This is a genomic window from Psychrobacter aestuarii, assembly GCF_904846035.1.
GTDB lineage: Bacteria > Pseudomonadota > Gammaproteobacteria > Pseudomonadales > Moraxellaceae > Psychrobacter > Psychrobacter aestuarii.
The window spans coordinates 789,565-806,185 of record NZ_CAJGYT010000001.1; the positions used below are offsets into that span (position 1 = coordinate 789,565).

General features: G+C 50.1%; 13 protein-coding genes. 6 read left to right on the top strand and 7 right to left on the bottom strand.

Features of this window, described 5'->3' with window-relative positions; translation table 11 throughout:
* The first annotated feature begins 199 nt into the window (after positions 1–199).
* Both purM and purN read left to right on the top strand, forming a co-directional pair.
* Positions 200–1,264: a phosphoribosylformylglycinamidine cyclo-ligase gene (gene purM / locus JMW05_RS03230; protein ID WP_425543620.1), complete on the top strand. Its 1,065-nt coding sequence runs from the start codon at positions 200–202 to the stop codon at positions 1,262–1,264.
* Positions 1,264–1,968, top strand: coding sequence for a phosphoribosylglycinamide formyltransferase (purN, locus tag JMW05_RS03235; RefSeq protein ID WP_201503964.1), 705 nt, complete (start codon positions 1,264–1,266; stop codon positions 1,966–1,968). Before purM ends, purN begins: the two co-directional genes overlap by 1 nt.
* A gap of 98 nt (positions 1,969–2,066) precedes the next feature.
* Here the strand turns inward: purN and JMW05_RS03240 are convergent, their stop codons facing one another.
* Both JMW05_RS03240 and JMW05_RS03245 read right to left on the bottom strand, forming a co-directional pair.
* Complete coding sequence (locus JMW05_RS03240) at positions 2,067–3,446, bottom strand: NAD-dependent succinate-semialdehyde dehydrogenase (protein WP_201503965.1); 1,380 nt, start codon at positions 3,444–3,446, stop codon at positions 2,067–2,069.
* A 446-nt stretch (positions 3,447–3,892) separates the two neighbouring features.
* Entirely contained in the window at positions 3,893–4,882 is a 990-nt protein-coding gene (locus JMW05_RS03245; RefSeq protein ID WP_201503966.1) for a LysR family transcriptional regulator, read from the bottom strand.
* 490 nt (positions 4,883–5,372) lie between these two features.
* Between JMW05_RS03245 and JMW05_RS03250 the strand changes: the two genes are divergently transcribed.
* Positions 5,373–6,956: an isocitrate lyase gene (locus JMW05_RS03250; RefSeq protein WP_201503967.1), complete on the top strand. Its 1,584-nt coding sequence runs from the start codon at positions 5,373–5,375 to the stop codon at positions 6,954–6,956.
* Between the two features lie 160 nt (positions 6,957–7,116).
* Here the strand turns inward: JMW05_RS03250 and JMW05_RS03255 are convergent, their stop codons facing one another.
* Both JMW05_RS03255 and JMW05_RS03260 read right to left on the bottom strand, forming a co-directional pair.
* On the bottom strand, positions 7,117–8,253 hold the full coding sequence (locus JMW05_RS03255; RefSeq protein WP_201503968.1) for a DUF4349 domain-containing protein: 1,137 nt from the start codon (positions 8,251–8,253) through the stop codon (positions 7,117–7,119).
* Between the two features lie 56 nt (positions 8,254–8,309).
* Positions 8,310–9,167 (bottom strand): DUF4349 domain-containing protein, encoded by an 858-nt coding sequence (locus tag JMW05_RS03260; RefSeq protein WP_201503969.1) that lies wholly within the window; start codon positions 9,165–9,167, stop codon positions 8,310–8,312.
* Positions 9,168–9,439: 272 nt separating this feature from the next.
* On the opposite strand from JMW05_RS03260, the gene JMW05_RS03265 reads away from it, so the two are divergent.
* Positions 9,440–10,969 (top strand): CYTH and CHAD domain-containing protein, encoded by a 1,530-nt coding sequence (locus JMW05_RS03265; protein ID WP_201503970.1) that lies wholly within the window; start codon positions 9,440–9,442, stop codon positions 10,967–10,969.
* 74 nt (positions 10,970–11,043) lie between these two features.
* Here JMW05_RS03265 and JMW05_RS03270 read toward each other — a convergent pair whose 3' ends face one another.
* Positions 11,044–11,664: a nitroreductase family protein gene (locus JMW05_RS03270; RefSeq protein ID WP_201503971.1), complete on the bottom strand. Its 621-nt coding sequence runs from the start codon at positions 11,662–11,664 to the stop codon at positions 11,044–11,046.
* 253 nt (positions 11,665–11,917) lie between these two features.
* Positions 11,918–12,457, bottom strand: coding sequence for a L,D-transpeptidase (locus JMW05_RS03275; RefSeq protein WP_201503972.1), 540 nt, complete (start codon positions 12,455–12,457; stop codon positions 11,918–11,920).
* Between the two features lie 125 nt (positions 12,458–12,582).
* Between JMW05_RS03275 and JMW05_RS03280 the strand changes: the two genes are divergently transcribed.
* A complete protein-coding gene (locus tag JMW05_RS03280; RefSeq protein ID WP_201503973.1) occupies positions 12,583–13,686 on the top strand; it encodes a hypothetical protein in 1,104 nt (367 codons plus the stop codon).
* A 116-nt stretch (positions 13,687–13,802) separates the two neighbouring features.
* Here JMW05_RS03280 and JMW05_RS03285 read toward each other — a convergent pair whose 3' ends face one another.
* Positions 13,803–15,041 (bottom strand): argininosuccinate synthase, encoded by a 1,239-nt coding sequence (locus JMW05_RS03285; protein ID WP_201503974.1) that lies wholly within the window; start codon positions 15,039–15,041, stop codon positions 13,803–13,805.
* A gap of 340 nt (positions 15,042–15,381) precedes the next feature.
* Here JMW05_RS03285 and pyrC point away from each other — a divergent pair, with 340 nt between their 5' ends.
* Complete coding sequence (pyrC, locus tag JMW05_RS03290; protein ID WP_201503975.1) at positions 15,382–16,461, top strand: dihydroorotase; 1,080 nt, start codon at positions 15,382–15,384, stop codon at positions 16,459–16,461.
* The last annotated feature ends 160 nt before the right edge of the window (positions 16,462–16,621 follow it).

A 16,621-nucleotide genomic window follows, 5' to 3' on the forward strand; every position in this document is an offset into this window, starting at 1 on the left:
TGGGTTGCGGTTTTTATTATCGCAGAGTCCATAAAAAAAGCAGTCATTTTTTGTGTCTGTGCTGTTTTGGGCAGATTTTGGCAAATTTGCCGCTTTGTGCAGCGATATGGCGAAGTTGTTTTGCGAGTGTGGTCGGTTTTTGGGTATAATGCGCGCATTATCTTATTTATGTCATTGCCTACAATGACCCACCTCCTAAATCTGTGAGATGACCATGAGTGACAAGCCTTCGTTAAGCTATAAAGATGCCGGTGTTGATATTGATGCTGGTGACGCACTGGTACAACGTATCAAGTCGGTAGCCAAAGCCACCACTCGCCCTGAAGTGGTGGGTGGCTTGGGTGGTTTTGGTGCCCTATGCCGTATTCCGACAGGCTACAAGTCGCCGTTGTTGGTTTCGGGTACCGATGGCGTGGGCACCAAGCTCAAGCTGGCTTTGCAACTAAACCGTCACGACACCATCGGTATCGACTTGGTCGCCATGTGTGTCAACGATTTGCTGGTGTGTGGTGCTGAGCCATTGTTTTTCTTAGACTACTACGCAACGGGCAAGCTGGATGTCGATACCGCAGCGACAGTGGTTAGCGGTATCGGTGATGGCTGTAAGCTTGCCAACTGTGCGCTTATCGGTGGTGAAACGGCTGAGATGCCAGGCATGTACCAAGACGAAGACTACGACTTGGCAGGTTTCTGCGTTGGCGTGGTTGAAGAAGAAGAAGTCATCACAGGTGCAAACGTTGCCGAAGGCGATGCGCTGATTGCCCTAGGCTCAGCAGGTGCGCACTCAAACGGCTACTCGCTCGTACGTAAAGTCATCGAAGTCAGCGGCATTGATGTCACCACCAGTGACAAAACGCTAGACGGCATGCCGATTCAAGACGCCTTGATGGCACCAACGCGCATCTATGTACAAGCGGTGCAAGCATTACAAAAAGCGCTTGGCAATGACAACCTGCACGCCATGTCGCACATCACAGGTGGCGGCTTGACCGACAACCTACCGCGCGTCTTGCCAGAAAATCTAGCCGCGAGTATCGATACGCAAAGCTGGCAGTTTTCAGAACTATTCACGTGGCTACAAGACAACGGCAACATCGACACCCGCGAGATGTACCGCACCTTTAACTGCGGCGTAGGCTTTGTGATTGTCGTGCCACAAGACAAAGCAGAGCAAGCGATTGACACCCTAACCGCTGCGGGCGAAAAAGCATGGCAAATTGGCACCATGGTCAGCCGTGACGCCGACGCGGTGGTATATCGCTAATGTGTGATGCACCCGTGACAAGCGCTGCCAATACGAATACAAGTGCTCAGACCCCGCTACGTGTGGCGGTCTTGGTCTCAGGCAGCGGCAGTAACCTACAAGTCTTAATCAACGCGATGCAGCAAAAGGCGCTACCGATTGAGATTATCGGCGTCATCAGCAACCGCGAAGACGCCTATGCCATCACCCGTGCCAACGACGCGGGCATTGAGGTCGCCGTACTCTCGCACGTGGAGAGTGGCAAGCGCATGGGCATCAAAACCTTTGAAAAGCACGCCACCGCCCAGCTTGAAACGTGGCAGCCTGACTTGGTCGTTTTGGCAGGTTTTATGCGCGTATTGAGCGCAGATTTTATTGATAATGCGCCCGCGCCGATGATTAATCTGCACCCGTCGCTACTGCCCGCTTATAAAGGGCTAGACACGCACACCCGCGTACTGCGTGCTGGCGAGCGTGAGCATGGCTGTAGTATCCATGTGGTCACCGCCGAGCTGGACGCAGGACAAGTGTTAAGCCAAGCGGTCTTGCCGATTCGTCATACCGACACGCCTGATGGCTTGCAAAAGCGTGTACAAGTGCTGGAGCATCAGCTATTGCCATGGACGATATTGCAAATCGCCACTGGCGGCTTGTCATTGACGCCAAGTGAGCAAAAATCTAGCATCCTGCCTGCCCTGCCACTACGTTTATTGATTGACGCTTAGTTGTTTTAAAATATTATCTTTAGCCGCACAAAAAAACCCAGCTATCAATAGCTGGGTTTTTCTTTTTAGTCTTTAACGATTTTACGCGTTAGTCACTATTATTTTCCAAACACGTGCAATGCTTTGATGTTTACAAACTCTTTGATACCAAAGCCGCCATGCTCACGACCGTAGCCTGAGTTTTTCACGCCGCCAAAGGGTAGCGCTGGATTGGCAAGACCATAGCCATTGATGTAGACCATACCTGTATCAAAGCGGGTACGCGCAAGCTCAATCGCTTTGTCTTCATCTTTTGAGAAGATAGCACCGCCCAAACCGTAACGGCTGTCATTGGCAATGTTCATCGCATCGTCTTCATCTTTGGCGCGAATGAGTGACGCAACAGGACCAAACAGCTCATCATCATACGCAGGCTGACCTTCGGTGATGTGCTCTAGGATGGTGGCGGGATAGTAGCTGCCTTCGCCTTCTGGCAGTTTGCCACCTGTGGCAATTTTTGCGCCTTTGCTCACGCTTTTTTCAACTTGTTCATGCAGCTTTTCTTGCAAGTCTTTACGCGCTAGTGGTCCAATGTCGCTGTCTTCGCTCATTGGGTCGCCGACTTTTTTACTTTCAAAGGCTTTGACCAAGCGGTCACGGAACTCGTCATATAGGCTATCGACGACGATAAAGCGTTTTGCGGCGACGCACGTCTCGCCATTATTGTACAAGCGGGCATGGGTACAGGTTTCAACCGCCAAGTCCAAGTCGGCATCGCCCAATACGATAAAGGCATCGTTTGAGCCCAGCTCAAGCACGGTTTTCTTCATTACTTTTGCGGCTTGCTGACCGATGATGCTGCCGCCTTTGTCACTACCTGTCATGGTGACGCCGCGTACTTTGTCGTTTTCGATGACTTTTTCTGACTGATCATGGCTGATAAGCAGCGTTCTAAACAGATTCTCTGGCAAGTCTGAATCTTTAAAAATCTCTTCGATAAGTAAGCCTGAGCCTGTGACGTTTTCGGCGTGTTTTAGCAGCACGCTGTTACCTGCCATCAAGTTAGCGATGGTATAACGGAACACTTGATACGCTGGGAAGTTCCAAGGCTGAATACCATAGATGATACCGATAGGCTGATAGGTAACGATGCCTTTTTTCATGCCCTCGACTTCGCGCTCATCATCTGCAAGGGCGGTGATCCCGTGCTCGGCAGTGTAGTCACAGATACCTTTACACAGCTCAATCTCGTCCATGCTTTGTTGGTAGAGTTTGCCGCGCTCTTCGGTCATTAATTTTGCGAGCTGCTCTTTTTTGTTCATCAGGCTCTCGCCGATGCTTTTAATGACACGGGCGCGCTCTTCGTGGCTGGTGTCACGCCATTGTAAAAAGGCGTCGTGTGAGGCGTCGATGACCTTGTTTACTTCATCGTTGCTCATATGTTGATAGGTTTTAATCGTTTCGCCTGTAGCGGGATTGATTGTAGTAATATCTGCCATGGAAATTTATCCTTTTATTTATTGCTTTATTGGTTGTTGTCTTATTAATGACCTGCTTTAGTACGCTCTATATTTGCTTGAGCGCGCAGGCTTATGGTTATGAACGGTAAATTAAATTTAAAAAATTACCGCAGCGACTTGAGTAGACTTAATGATAATCACGTGTATTTTTCCACATATATTATTAAGTAAAAATTTACAATGATTACTGCTGATGTAATTTTTCTTTTCATTTAATGCTTAGCCATCATAGCAAAATAGGAATAAATGTCGTTTACAAGATATTGTAAAGTGTGTTGAACGTGTTAAGAATGTGACCAGCCAAATAAGGAATTTAGCAAACACAAAAAAGCCAGCATTGGCGCTGGCTCATGATGTTAAAGGGCTGCATAGCTTATAAGAAGCACAAAAGACGCAGAACGAACCTAAGTGCAGACTACATATTATTAAAACAAATGATTAATCACGGGGACTTGCTGCGCCTCGCCCTCTTCTTCAGCGACCACTTGACGCGCCACGTGCATAATCAGCTGACGCAACCAGCGATGCGCAGGATGGTGCTGCAAGAGTGGCGACCATGCCATGGTCAGCTCAAATTCAGGGATAAAAAACGGCGGCTCTTTCATAACGATGCTGTCATTGGTCGCCTGCATCCGCGCCACACGCGTGGGCAAGGTAGCAATCAAGTCTTTGTTCGCCGCGAGCATGGCGGGCATCTGGTAGTGACGGGTAAAGACGCTGATTTGGCGCTTTTGCCCAAGGCGCTGCAAGGCTTGGTCGATTGAGCCCAGACCGCCTGATTTTTCAGGATTGACCCCAAATCCCACACCCATGCCTGTCTTAGATACCCACACATGCTGAGCTTTTAGATAGCTTTTTAGGTTAAAGCGATTGACGTAAGGACTTTCGGCAGACAGCAGGCAGCTAAAGGTATCACGCCACACCAAGACTTGGTGAAAGCTCTGCGGAATCTCGTTAAAGCGATTAATCGCTAGGTCCACACGCCCCTGCTCCATGTCGCGGTAAGAGACGTCTGAGGGCGTCAAAAAATCCAAGATGACGTTGGGCGCTTCTGAGCGCAATGCCTTGACCAGCTTGGGTACGAGTGTCGCTTCGGCATAGTCTGAGGTCATGATACGGAACACGCGCGAGGTGCTGTACGGACGGAACTCGGTACGCGGCTCTAATACTTGGGTCAAGTCTGCCAAAATCTCGCGGATACGCGGCTGCAATTCGAGCGCGCGCTCGGTCGGGGTCATGCCTTCTGACGAGCGTACGAGTAGCGGGTCGTTAAATAGTTTGCGCAGGCGGCGCAAAATGTTACTCATCGCAGGCTGTGTGATACCCAGTTGCTCAGCGGCACGCGTGACGTTTTTTTCTCGGAGCAGTACATCAAGATGTACCAGTAAATTTAAATCCACCCGCTGCAAATTCATACTTGTTTCTCTTTATCCCAATCTAGCGCATCTGTATCGTATGTTGTGCTGTGCCAGTTATGGCACATCCACACACCCTTGTCACCCTGTTTTGGTGGTCTGACCGAATCACTTTATCATTAGCGCTGTTTTTTAATCTATAAAACCTTGTTTTTATTATACTATAATTAAAATAAATACCAAGGATAACATTCATAAACTAGCTAAATCTTACTTGGGTCGATATAGTGATTTTCATGGACACACGGACACGTCATCTGTTTTTTGCGGCGTTTGCCACCGATACTGCCCCTAACATAGCGACTTATATCAAACTTTTGTTTATATTAATTGCTATGGTGGCGCGTATCCATCATGATGACCTAAGGCATAGCGACCTTATTCGTTCTGGCGCTATTGTAGCATTTCTTGTCCCCTCATAGGGGCGCGCCCGTGCAACAACCTGTTTTAGCAATGACTGCTTTTCGATATCACCCAAGGAGGACTTTCGATGTCAACTTACACTTCAGCAATCGACCATATCCGCGAACTCAAACAGCGCTACGGCAACTGGCAAAACATCAGCGAGACCGATGCGGCGCGCATGCTGGTACAAAACCGTTTTAAAACTGGTCTTGATATCGCCCGACACACTGCCGACATCATGCGTCAAGATATGGACGACTACGACAATGACCCTGCGCAGTATACCCAGTCTTTGGGCGCGTGGCATGGTTTTATCGCCCAGCAGACCATGTATGCCAATAAAAAGTACTTTAATACCACATCTAAGCGCTATATCTACCTCTCAGGTTGGATGATTGCCGCACTACGCTCTGAGTTTGGTCCACTACCCGACCAATCTATGCACGAAAAAACGGCTGTGCCAAAATTGATTGCTGAGATTTATACCTTTTTGCGTCAAGCCGATGCCAAGGTGCTAAACGACTACTTCCGCGAGCTGAACAAAGCGGTCGATGCGGGCGACGACACCAGCGCCATTCAAGAAAAAATCGATAACTTTGAGTCGCATGTCGTGCCGATTATCGCCGATATTGACGCAGGTTTTGGTAATGAAGAGGCGACCTATTTGCTTGCCAAACAGATGATTGAAGCAGGGGCTTGTGCCATTCAAATCGAAAATCAGGTGTCAGATGCCAAGCAATGCGGACACCAAGCGGGCAAAGTGACCGTCCCGCACGAGGATTTTATTTCTAAACTAAACGCCATTCGCTATGCGTTCTTGGAACTGGGCGTCGATAACGGCATCATCGTGGCGCGCACCGACTCTGAAGGCGCTTCACTGACGCAAAAAATTCCTGTATCGCAAACGCCTAGCGACTTGGCTTCACAGTACATTGATTTTATTGCGGTGGAAGAGATTGATATCAGTGATGCAAAAGACAATGACGTGCTGCTCAAGCGTGATGGCAAACTGGTACGCCCTGTACGCATGCCGAATGGCTTGTACAGCTTTCGCGACAATACCAACATTGACCGCGTGGTACTCGACTGCGTCACCGCGCTCGAAAATGGCGCTGACCTATTGTGGATTGAGACGCCGACCCCTGATGTCGGGCACATCAAGATGATGGTCGACCGCATCAAAGAGACGCACCCCAAAGCCAAGCTGGTGTACAACAACAGCCCATCGTTCAACTGGACGCTGAACTTCCGCAAACAAGTCATCGCGCAGTGGGAAGCAGAAGGCAAAGACATCTCAGCGTACGATAAAAACAATCTGATGAGCACCGACTATGACCATACGGAGCTGAACACCGCCGCTGATGAGCGCGCACAAAACTTCCAAAAAGAAGCCTCAAAAGAAGCAGGCGTGTTCCATCACTTAATCACCTTGCCAACTTATCACACCACCGCGCTACACATGCACGAGCTGTCAAAAGGCTATTTTGGTGAAGAAGGCATGCTCGCTTATGTGGCTGGCGTCCAGCGCAAAGAGATTCGCGAAGGCGTCTCATGCGTCAAGCACCAAGCGATGGCGGGCTCTGATTTGGGCGATGATCACAAAGAGATTTTCTCAGGTGACAATGCCCTAAAAGCAGGCGGTGAGAAAAACACCATGAACCAGTTTTAAGACCTGAGGTGCGCTCGCACCTCTTTAATAACCAGAAAATGACTATATATGACTGTACTGCTTGTTTGACCTTTCTTCTTTCTCAGCCCCTTTTAGCCGCCGACGTCCTATAGGCGGCTTTTTTTATGGGATTTTATTAAGGTATTTGTGTTACTTAGACTTAAGGTTTGTCTTTATCATCGCTCTCGTTTAAAAACACCTTTTTTTGTGGTGGGTTCTCTTTTGTTAATGATGGGGTTTGTGCCGCGTTAGAGGGCTTGGTCCATCGAGTCACTGCGAGAACAATGACCTTTAGCACGCGATAAATGAGATATAAAACCCCTGCAAACACCAGCAGCCACCAGCCTTCAGCCAATACCAGTAATGCCGTTCTGAGTGTCTCCCATCCTTTATAAAGCTGATTGCTAAGCTGACTGCCAAAGCTTGGACGCTCATCGATCATCAGCTGTGTCATACTTTGGGTGACTTCTTTATAGCTGCTCACGGGCTGATTAAATTTTAGCTCGATGGTGCTGTACCTGACTTTGTCCTCAATCGCTAGTCTTTGTAATTTGGCGTAGTCGGCACGCGCTCGCGCATTGTAAGTACGGTCGATGGTATGGATATTACCGCGCTGAGTCTTGGTGCTTTCATTCTCCAGCTGCTGCTCAGACAGGGCGGCGCTGATGTCGGTATTTAACTGAGCGGCGAGCTGCTCGCGGTAAATATCAAGGGTCACGTCTTTGGCGCTAAAGGCTTGCTCGTTTAAAAACACCACTTGTTTACGCATCGCGGTTAAGAAGGTATCGACGTTTTCTTTAGGCACACGTACGGTCATGGTTGCTTGACGATAGTAATTGGTAAGGCGAATTTGTTTGCCATCGACTTCATAATCTCGACTGCCCGTCTCTACATTACTAATCAAACTCTCAGCCACATAGCCGCCTTGCTGCTGAGTCAACTTTTCAATGGCAATACTGCTATCGACCACATCTTTGACTTTAAAATCCGCACGCATATTGACCAGCAAGGTCTTGCCAGCCACGTTTTGATTGACGCTTTGACTGCCAAGCGTCATCTCACTATTGCCGCCAAGCTCGGTCACGGTGCCCGCATCGTCTGCCCCTGCTTCCAAATCTGCAACCGCTTGCACTTCTTCTGTAGCGCTCTCTTCATAGCTGTCTTGCGTTGCCATCTCCTGCTCTGGCGCACTACAGCCTGCCAGTGCTGTGAGCAGCAGCATACTACTCGCCAGCAGCTGCCAGCGTGCATGAGGTGCGCTCGGCGCTGTTGTGGTGGGTGATGCGGATAAATGCATAAAAAGTGCCTTTTATTGAGTCAGGTGTCAGATACATCGCGGTCAGCGGTGTTTATTTAATATTTTTCTTGAGGGATTTCGGCTTCTATCAAGCCTGTGGTATTGCGCGTGGTCTCACGATAGACCCCTTCCATTTGGCGAAACGTCAGCTCAATCAAGCTGTACTCGCTGTTGGTTTGCGCGTCATGGGTGATGATGCGCACGCTTTGCTCGCTCTCTGAGGCGTCCTCACTGCCGTTGTCGTATGCTGCCGCCGCTGCCGTTGGTGCTTCTTCTGTCGCCTGTGGGTCTTGCGGCGCATCCTCGGTGTTGGGGCGGTTTTCGACATCAAAAGACTGACTGTTTAATAACAACACATGCTTTTGTACTTGCGCAAGCATGGCATTGGTCTGCGCTTTGGGCACGCGCAGGGTCATGGTGGCTTGACGGTAGTAGCTGACCAGTGCGACGTTGTGCCCCTGTTTGTTGGCACTGTCGCTATAGGTGCTGACGTTGTTCAGCTGTTGTCCTGCCACATAGCCGCCAAAACCTTTGGTCGCTTGCGCAATCGCTCGGCTGGTCTTTAGCACATCAGCGACTTGAAAGTCAGCGGCTACCCAGACCATGGGCGCATTTTCTAGCACCGCCGCTTCGATAGCTAAGTCTTTAAACTGCTGCGGCGCTTCGCCTGTCAGATTGCTGACTTGATAGGTTATCGGCAGTGTGGGGCTGACTGCCGCAGGCGACTCGCTATTGGTCTGCTGCACGACATCCTCTGCCATTGGCATGCTCGAATCTATCTCGGCGGTGTCTTTTGGTTTGCGCTCGCCACAACCTGCCAGCAGTAGCGCCAAAAGCGTACTGCCCAGCAGCACACGGCATACTGGCGAGCGCGTCCTTGATGTCGGTGCTTTGTACAATGATGATAGATACATAAAACGATGCCTTTAAATAACTGCGGGGCGCCAAGTGCCTGCCGCGTTTCGTCACGGGCTGTGCAGCGCCTATAGTAACGGTTAGAAAACCTTGATTATAGCGACTATTGTTTATTTTTACACGCTTCATTGCCATGTGTACGCGTGTGCATACATGCATTTGTAGGCATTGGCACATTTCAGCGCTTGTCTTTTTGTGGTCAGGCTCATACGATGACAGTATCCGCCGCACTCATTGTCTGAATCCCAGACGTATTTTATTAGGAGCTGTCATGCAAGAAATTGAACTGAAGTTTTTGATACCCGAATCACGGCTCAAGGGCATGATGCGCCAAATTGACGTAAAAGCCGCCAAACACACCCCGATGCGCGCGCATTATTTTGACACGCCCGACCAGCAGCTGGCGCAGTCGGGCATCGGTTTGCGTATCCGCCAAGAGGGCGATACATGGGTGCAGACCATCAAGGCAGGCGGCGCAGGGGTGGTCGCCCGTACCGAACACAATGCTGTGCTCGACAGCGAGCAAGTCGAGGCGATGATTGCCGCCGATACCTTATCGCCCAATCTAAAAATGTACAAGCACACCGACATCGCGCCTGCACTCGCCCCATTTAAACGTAAAAAACTAGAAAAAGCCTTGGTCTGCCAATATTTAACAGACATCGAGCGCACCACACGCGTGCTCAAAGACGGGCACAACAGCATTGAGCTGGCGTATGACACAGGCGCTATCATACATGGGCAAGCGCGCGAGCAGCGTACCCAGATTCATGAGGTTGAGTTTGAGCTGCTCTCAGGCACGCCCGCGTATCTGTTTAGCACCGCAAAAAAATGGTGCAAACGCTATAAGCTGTGCCTGTCCACGGTGACCAAAGCCGAGCGCGGCAGCTTGTTATTAAAAGAAAAAGCACACAGCAAGGCGACGCACGTCAGTATCAGTACGCTTGATATCGCCAATGATTGGTCTGTACCTGCTTATGTGCAAGCGCTGATTCAGCACACCTTGCTACAAATACTGCCGAACAGCAGCGCGATTGTCGAAGGCAGTCTCGCCACTGAGCACAGCTGGCAGCTGTATTTGGGCTTGCGCCGCTTGCAGGCGATTTATCGCGCCTATCAGCCGCTGTGGTCTGCGCTATCGAATGACGCGCTGCCTGTCATTATTCAAACGGCAAATATCTTAAAAGAATATCATGACGCTACTGTGCTGCGTGACGATATCGAGCCACAAATGAGCGCACGCGGCGCACCAGCGACCGATTGGCAAGCGCATATCGATGCCATCAGCATCACGCCTATTGATGCCATAGAGGCCAATGACTTTCAGTGTTTGCTGCTCGATATGTTGGCGCTTAGCATGCAAGCTATAGATGCAGATACCGAGGACGCGTGCCCACCGCTACAAGACGCCATTGCGAGCGCTTTGGACAGCCAATATGCAAAAGTAAAAGAACACCTGACACCACTGCTTGAATGGGACACCGCAAATGATGGCTCGGCTGAGACGCTAGCGCAGTATCAAGACAGCGCGTCCGCGCTATTAAATCTGTATTATCTGAGCGCCTTTGCAGCGCCCTGCCTACCCAAAAAAGCCAAACGCTGGCAAAAAACCATCAAAAAGTCCAACAAGCACATGCAGCGTTATTTGCAACGCCTTGAGCAGCAGCACGCGTACCGCAACTTTGCTGATGAACAGCCCGATGCCTTGTTTGCCGCAGGCTGGTTGCTGGCGGACTTACCCAGCAGCGCGCACAAATGGCACAAGCACAGTACCGCATTATTAGACCAAGAGCGCACGTGATAAACCTTGCGCCCACAAAAAAAGACAGCGCCGAGACGCTGTCTTTTTTTATTATCGCCTGTCTATTACGCAGATTATGCGTTTAGACCAAAGACACGCATACGCTTGTCTAGCGGCTCAAATTCTTTGTCGCCTGCTGGCGCTTCGATGCTACCAAATGGCATCTGTGCAATCAGCTCCCAGCTCTCTGGAATATCAAAGGCTGCTGCCACATCCGCGTCGATAAGCGGATTGTAATGCTGCAAGTTTGCACCAATCTCTAGCGTGCGCAGCTCAGTCCACATCGCATACTGATGCATCGCTGAGGTGTGCTCTGCCCATACAGGGAATTTGTCAGCATACAGCTCAAACTGCTGCTGTAGTGATTTGACCACGTCTTGGTCTTCGTAATATAGCACTGTGCCTGCCGCTGCGCGAAAGCCATCTACTTTTTGCTTGGTGCTAGAAAAGTCACCATCGCCTACCGCTTCACGCAGTTTTTCTTCTGCGATGTCCCATACTTTTTTGTGCGCATCACCGAACAGTACCACAAGGCGTGATGACTGTGAGTTGAATGATGATGGGGTGTGCAGTACCACGCGCTCAGCGATGTCTACGACCGCTTGTGGCGCTACAGGTAGGTTGTCGCCCAGCGCGTAGATAGAACGACGGTCGATAAAGGCTTGTTGTAAATCAGATAGGCTCTCGTTACTCATAATACGTACTCTCTATAGTGGTGTGATGGTTACAATCACAAAAATGTAAGGGGCTCAGCAGCGGCTTTTATTATTGCGACCCGCTTGCTGAATCAACAATGCACTTATTATAGCGCTTCAATGCAAACTCATTATAGCATTTAACTTAATATGTGTTAATAATTGTTAACCACAGTTTATTAATAGCACTCAGTTATTCGATGAAAAATTAACAGTGAAACATCATCATCGCGCGGTACTTAATGACTATACGTCATCTGTGGCGCGGGTTTTGTTGGCTTTCATTCACAATATGTACCGCTGTACCCACCGAAACACTATCAAACAGCTCAAGCATGTCGGTATTGCGCATGCGTATACAGCCGTGCGATAGCGGCGCGCCCATCGGCTCGGTATCGGGCGTGCCATGGATATAAATATAGCGCTGATAGGTATCACAGCAGCCGTGCGCGTTGCTGCCTTGATTCACGCCTGCCTCATCGCCTGCCAGCCATAAAATGCGCGTCAATATCCAATCGCGCTCAGGATGCTCAGCGCCTAACTTTGGCGTATATACCTCACCTGTCGGCACACGCCCGACAAACACACTGTTCATGGGCAAGTCTGTGCCGATTTTTTCGGCGATATGATGACGACCCAGTGGCGTACAGCCGCTGTTTTCTTGGCTACCAATACCATTTTTGGCACTGGAGATGCGATAGCGCTGCTGAGGCGTGCCGTCCTTATAGACGCTCAAGGTTTGGGTAGCGATGTCGATATGTAAATAAGGATTCGTAGCGGCGGGCTGAGACATAAAAGACGTCCAATCGGTCAGGTGGTGGGCACGCTCGCCCAGCGGTAGAATTTTCTAGGTTAAGGGATTGTATCGCGGCAGTATGCACCGTAAGATAGAGCCATACTTTTTGATGCTAGCAGATTATGACGTATATTTCACCGACACGTGTGTCGATGTATGATTTTTTATATCAAGATATTCAGCCGACCGTCTCCCTTTTAGCCGACATCACCCGTCTGTCATTGCCCCAGACCCGCTTGGTCATGGACGAGGCGCTGCAAGCCATTCTCAGTGCATTATTGGCGTATCAGCAAGCATATGGCGGACAGGCGGTGTGCAAAAAGCTGTTTGCCCGCAGTGCCATCAAAGAGCTGCGCCAATACAATTCGATGAATTTTAAAACCATCAATGCTGCCTTTTATCATCGCCATGACGTGACGGACGCCTTGTTTGGCGACAGCGCGCGGGTCGCTAAGGCGAGCGAGCGTATCAGCGCGCGCACCCAAGTGCCAATCGCCAAGGTACAGATACTGCTGTGTACACTTGGCGCGATTGCGCTGCGCGAGCTTGCGATTTTGGCGCATTATAGCCGCCTCGACTTTGATGAAGTGGACACGTGGTTTGCCTTGCAGCCGCAGTTTTTATACAATCAAAAACGCGGTATTGAAGCCCTGCCTGATGAGGTACACGCGCTACCGACCATCACCTGTATCGTCTCTGAAGACGTGATTCCGCCTGACTTTGACCGCGATTGGCATACGCTGACGGGTTTTAACAGCACGGGCAATCCGGCGCATAATGTCCCGCAATCCAGCTCGCATTATCTGACCGCGATTGGTCGCTCGCCGAATCACCTGTTGCAAAACAACCAAAACGATATGCTGATGTTTTTGCAGATACCGAACATCAATGTACCGCATCAGCGCTGGCTGGTACAGCTTGCCAAGGTCTCTGATATCTACCTCAGTCGCAACCGTTTGCGCATCAACTCAGAACCCGCGACCCCGCCCGCCCCGCCATTGGTCAGCTTGGCGCTGTTAAGCGGGATTAACAACAGCGTGCCGAACGAGCAAATCAACCATGATGAAGCACCGAATCCGCCGCTGTGGCGTCATCCTGTGATTTTATTGGTCATCGTTGTTATCGGGATTTTGGGCGCGCTTGCAACCGTAAAGTACCAAATGAAAAATGACCACTTACAGCCGCAGCCCACCGTACAAACTGCCGAGCGTACCGCTGAGCATTAGTACTTGGCATGTTCGATAACTCTAAGCTTTTAGATTCATAATAAAACGAGCATAAAAAAAGCAGAAGCGTGATGCCTCTGCTTTTTTCTTACACGCGTTGTCGCTCGGTCAGTATCTTACTTTGACAAGTCGCGACCACGGCTCGCTTCAATCGCCAAACGCAGACCGTTTAGACGGATAAAGCCTTCGGCGTCTTTTTGATCGTACGCGCCTGCATCGTCTTCAAAGGTCGCGATTTTTTCATCGAACAATGAATCGTCAGACTTACGACCGACCACGCTGACCGCGCCTTTGTACAGCTTCACGCGTACCGTGCCGTTGACGTATTCTTGAGATTTGTCAATCAAGGCTTGTAGCATTTCACGCTCTGGGCTGAACCAGTAGCCGTTATAGATGATTTTTGCGTAGCGTGGCATCAGCTCGTCTTTTAGATGTGCCGCTTCACGGTCAAGGGTCAATGACTCGATGCCGCGGTGTGCTTTTAGCATAATTGTGCCCGCTGGCGTCTCGTAGCAGCCGCGTGACTTCATGCCCACGTAGCGGTTTTCTACGATATCTAAACGACCGATACCGTGCTTGCCGCCCAACTCGTTCAGCTTAATCATCACTTCATATGGCTTGAGCGCTTCGCCATCAATCGCTACGATGTCGCCTTTTTTGTATTCCAATTCCAAGTATTCTGGCTCATTTGGCGCTTCTTCTGGGCTGACTGACCAGCGCCACATGTCTTCTTCAGCTTCGGCGTACGGGTCTTCTAGCATGCCGCCTTCGTATGAGATGTGCAGTAGGTTGGCATCCATTGAGTAAGGTGACTTTTTCTTCTTATTGGCAAAGTCGATAGGAATGTCATGCTCAGCGGCATAGTTCATTAGGCTTTCACGGCTTGATAGGTCCCACTCGCGCCATGGGGCGATGGTTTTTACGTCTGGGGCTAAAGCGATTGCACCCAGCTCAAAACGTACTTGGTCGTTGCCTTTACCTGTTGCGCCGTGGCTGATGGCATCCGCGCCATGCTCTTTTGCGATTTCAATCAAGCGCTTTGAGATCAGTGGACGCGCGATTGAAGTACCAAGTAAGTACTCGCCCTCATAGATGGCATTGGCACGGAACATTGGGAACACATAGTCACGCGCAAACTCTTCGCGCAAGTCTTCGATATGAATGTGCTTGACGCCCATCGCTTCAGCTTTCGCGCGTGCTGGCTCAACTTCTTCGCCCTGTCCGATGTCGGCGGTAAAGGTGATGACTTCAGCATCGTACGTCTCTTGTAGCCAGCGAACGATGATTGAGGTGTCCAGACCCCCTGAATACGCCAAAACGATTTTATTAATATTTTTTGGATCAAGCTGAGCCATGCAAAACTCCTAATAATCAGTGATAGATTTTTGATAACTGTAATAAAAAAATACGGTCGTAATAAAACATGCGTACTTATGACGAATGTCTGGGCAATAAAAAAATACGTCGAGCATAAATACGCTCGACTGCTTGAACAGTGTACATCATATTACAGATGGGCAAAAGTGCCAGCAGCAGTTGCGCATCATATTTGACGGTATTTTGTCAGCGAATCGCTGCTTTTGTTGTCATTCTCCTTGCTATATTTTGTCTGCTGGATGCCGCGCCTGTGTTTAGCCCTTTGGGCAAACCTGTTATGATAGCGCATCCTTTTTATTTTCTGATGTGACGACTACCATGACTGTGACCTCTGCCGCCCCAAACGAAATCACCCTACTTCAGCCTGATGATTGGCACATTCATCTGCGCGATGATGGCGCGCTTGCCACTACGGTGCCGCATGCCGCCAAGCGCTTTAACCGCGTGATTTGCATGCCCAATCTTGTGCCGCCTGTCAAAAACACCACCGACGCGCGCGCCTATCGTGAGCGTATCTTAACAGCCCTAGTCGCAAGCGACATTGATGCCAGCCGCAAAGATGCCTTTGACCCGCGCATGACGCTCTATATGACCAATCAAACCAGCGCCAATGACATTCAAGAAGCGGCAGAATCAGGCATCGTGCAAGCGGTCAAGCTCTACCCTGCGGGCGCAACCACCAACTCTGCCGATGGCGTGACCGACATCATGGCATGCGCTGAGGTGTTCGCAGCGATGGAAAAATACAATCTGCCGCTACTCATTCATGGTGAAGTCACACACGACCACGTTGATATTTTTGACCGTGAAAAGCGCTTTTTGGATGAAGTGATGAACCGCATTATCCGCGAGTTCCCGACCCTAAAAGTGGTCATGGAGCACATCACCACAGGCGATGCCGCGCAGTTCGTCGAGGCGCAGGGCAGCAATGTCGCCGCCACCATTACCCCGCAGCATTTGATGTTTAACCGCAATCATATGCTGGTCGGTGGTATCCGTCCGCATTTTTATTGTTTACCGATTTTAAAGCGTCAGTCGCACCAAGAAGCGCTACTTGCTGCTGCCACCAGTGGCAATGCCAAGTTTTTCTTAGGCACAGACTCAGCCCCGCATCCGACACATAAAAAAGAAGCCGCCTGTGGCTGCGCGGGTTGCTACAGCGCCGATATCGCCTTGCCGCTATACGCCACCGCTTTTGACAGCGTTGGTAAAATTGAAATGCTCGAAGGCTTTGCCAGCCGTTTTGGCGCGGCATTCTATGGCTTGCCTGAGAATACCAGCACCATCACCCTAACCCGTACGCCAATGCAAGTGCCCAGCTACTATCCGTACTTTGATGGCAGTCAGCTGACCCCACTGATGGCAGGTGAAACGCTGCCGTGGTCACTTAAAGCATAACCTACTGGCAATTGACCTTTTAATCAGCCCTGCTAAGTACAGGGCGCTGACTAACCAAAATTCCTAATGCGGCGCGCTGATTAACCTTGCGGCGCGCCGTGCTTGCGGCGCGCCGTGATTGGGCTGATTGGGCATTGCTATAAGGCTGCCCAATCGCCAC

What these genes read in the sequence shown, in the direction of transcription:
- purN (WP_201503964.1), top strand. Translation starts at nt 1,264, where the DNA reads ATGTGTGATGCACCCGTGACAAGCGCTGCCAATACGAATACAAGTGCT.
- JMW05_RS03240 (WP_201503965.1), bottom strand. Translation starts at nt 3,446, where the DNA reads ATGGCAGATATTACTACAATCAATCCCGCTACAGGCGAAACGATTAAA.
- JMW05_RS03245 (WP_201503966.1), bottom strand. Translation starts at nt 4,882, where the DNA reads ATGAATTTGCAGCGGGTGGATTTAAATTTACTGGTACATCTTGATGTA.
- JMW05_RS03250 (WP_201503967.1), top strand. Translation starts at nt 5,373, where the DNA reads ATGTCAACTTACACTTCAGCAATCGACCATATCCGCGAACTCAAACAG.
- JMW05_RS03255 (WP_201503968.1), bottom strand. Translation starts at nt 8,253, where the DNA reads ATGCATTTATCCGCATCACCCACCACAACAGCGCCGAGCGCACCTCAT.
- JMW05_RS03260 (WP_201503969.1), bottom strand. Translation starts at nt 9,167, where the DNA reads ATGTATCTATCATCATTGTACAAAGCACCGACATCAAGGACGCGCTCG.
- JMW05_RS03265 (WP_201503970.1), top strand. Translation starts at nt 9,440, where the DNA reads ATGCAAGAAATTGAACTGAAGTTTTTGATACCCGAATCACGGCTCAAG.
- JMW05_RS03270 (WP_201503971.1), bottom strand. Translation starts at nt 11,664, where the DNA reads ATGAGTAACGAGAGCCTATCTGATTTACAACAAGCCTTTATCGACCGT.
- JMW05_RS03275 (WP_201503972.1), bottom strand. Translation starts at nt 12,457, where the DNA reads ATGTCTCAGCCCGCCGCTACGAATCCTTATTTACATATCGACATCGCT.
- JMW05_RS03280 (WP_201503973.1), top strand. Translation starts at nt 12,583, where the DNA reads ATGACGTATATTTCACCGACACGTGTGTCGATGTATGATTTTTTATAT.
- JMW05_RS03285 (WP_201503974.1), bottom strand. Translation starts at nt 15,041, where the DNA reads ATGGCTCAGCTTGATCCAAAAAATATTAATAAAATCGTTTTGGCGTAT.
- pyrC (WP_201503975.1), top strand. Translation starts at nt 15,382, where the DNA reads ATGACTGTGACCTCTGCCGCCCCAAACGAAATCACCCTACTTCAGCCT.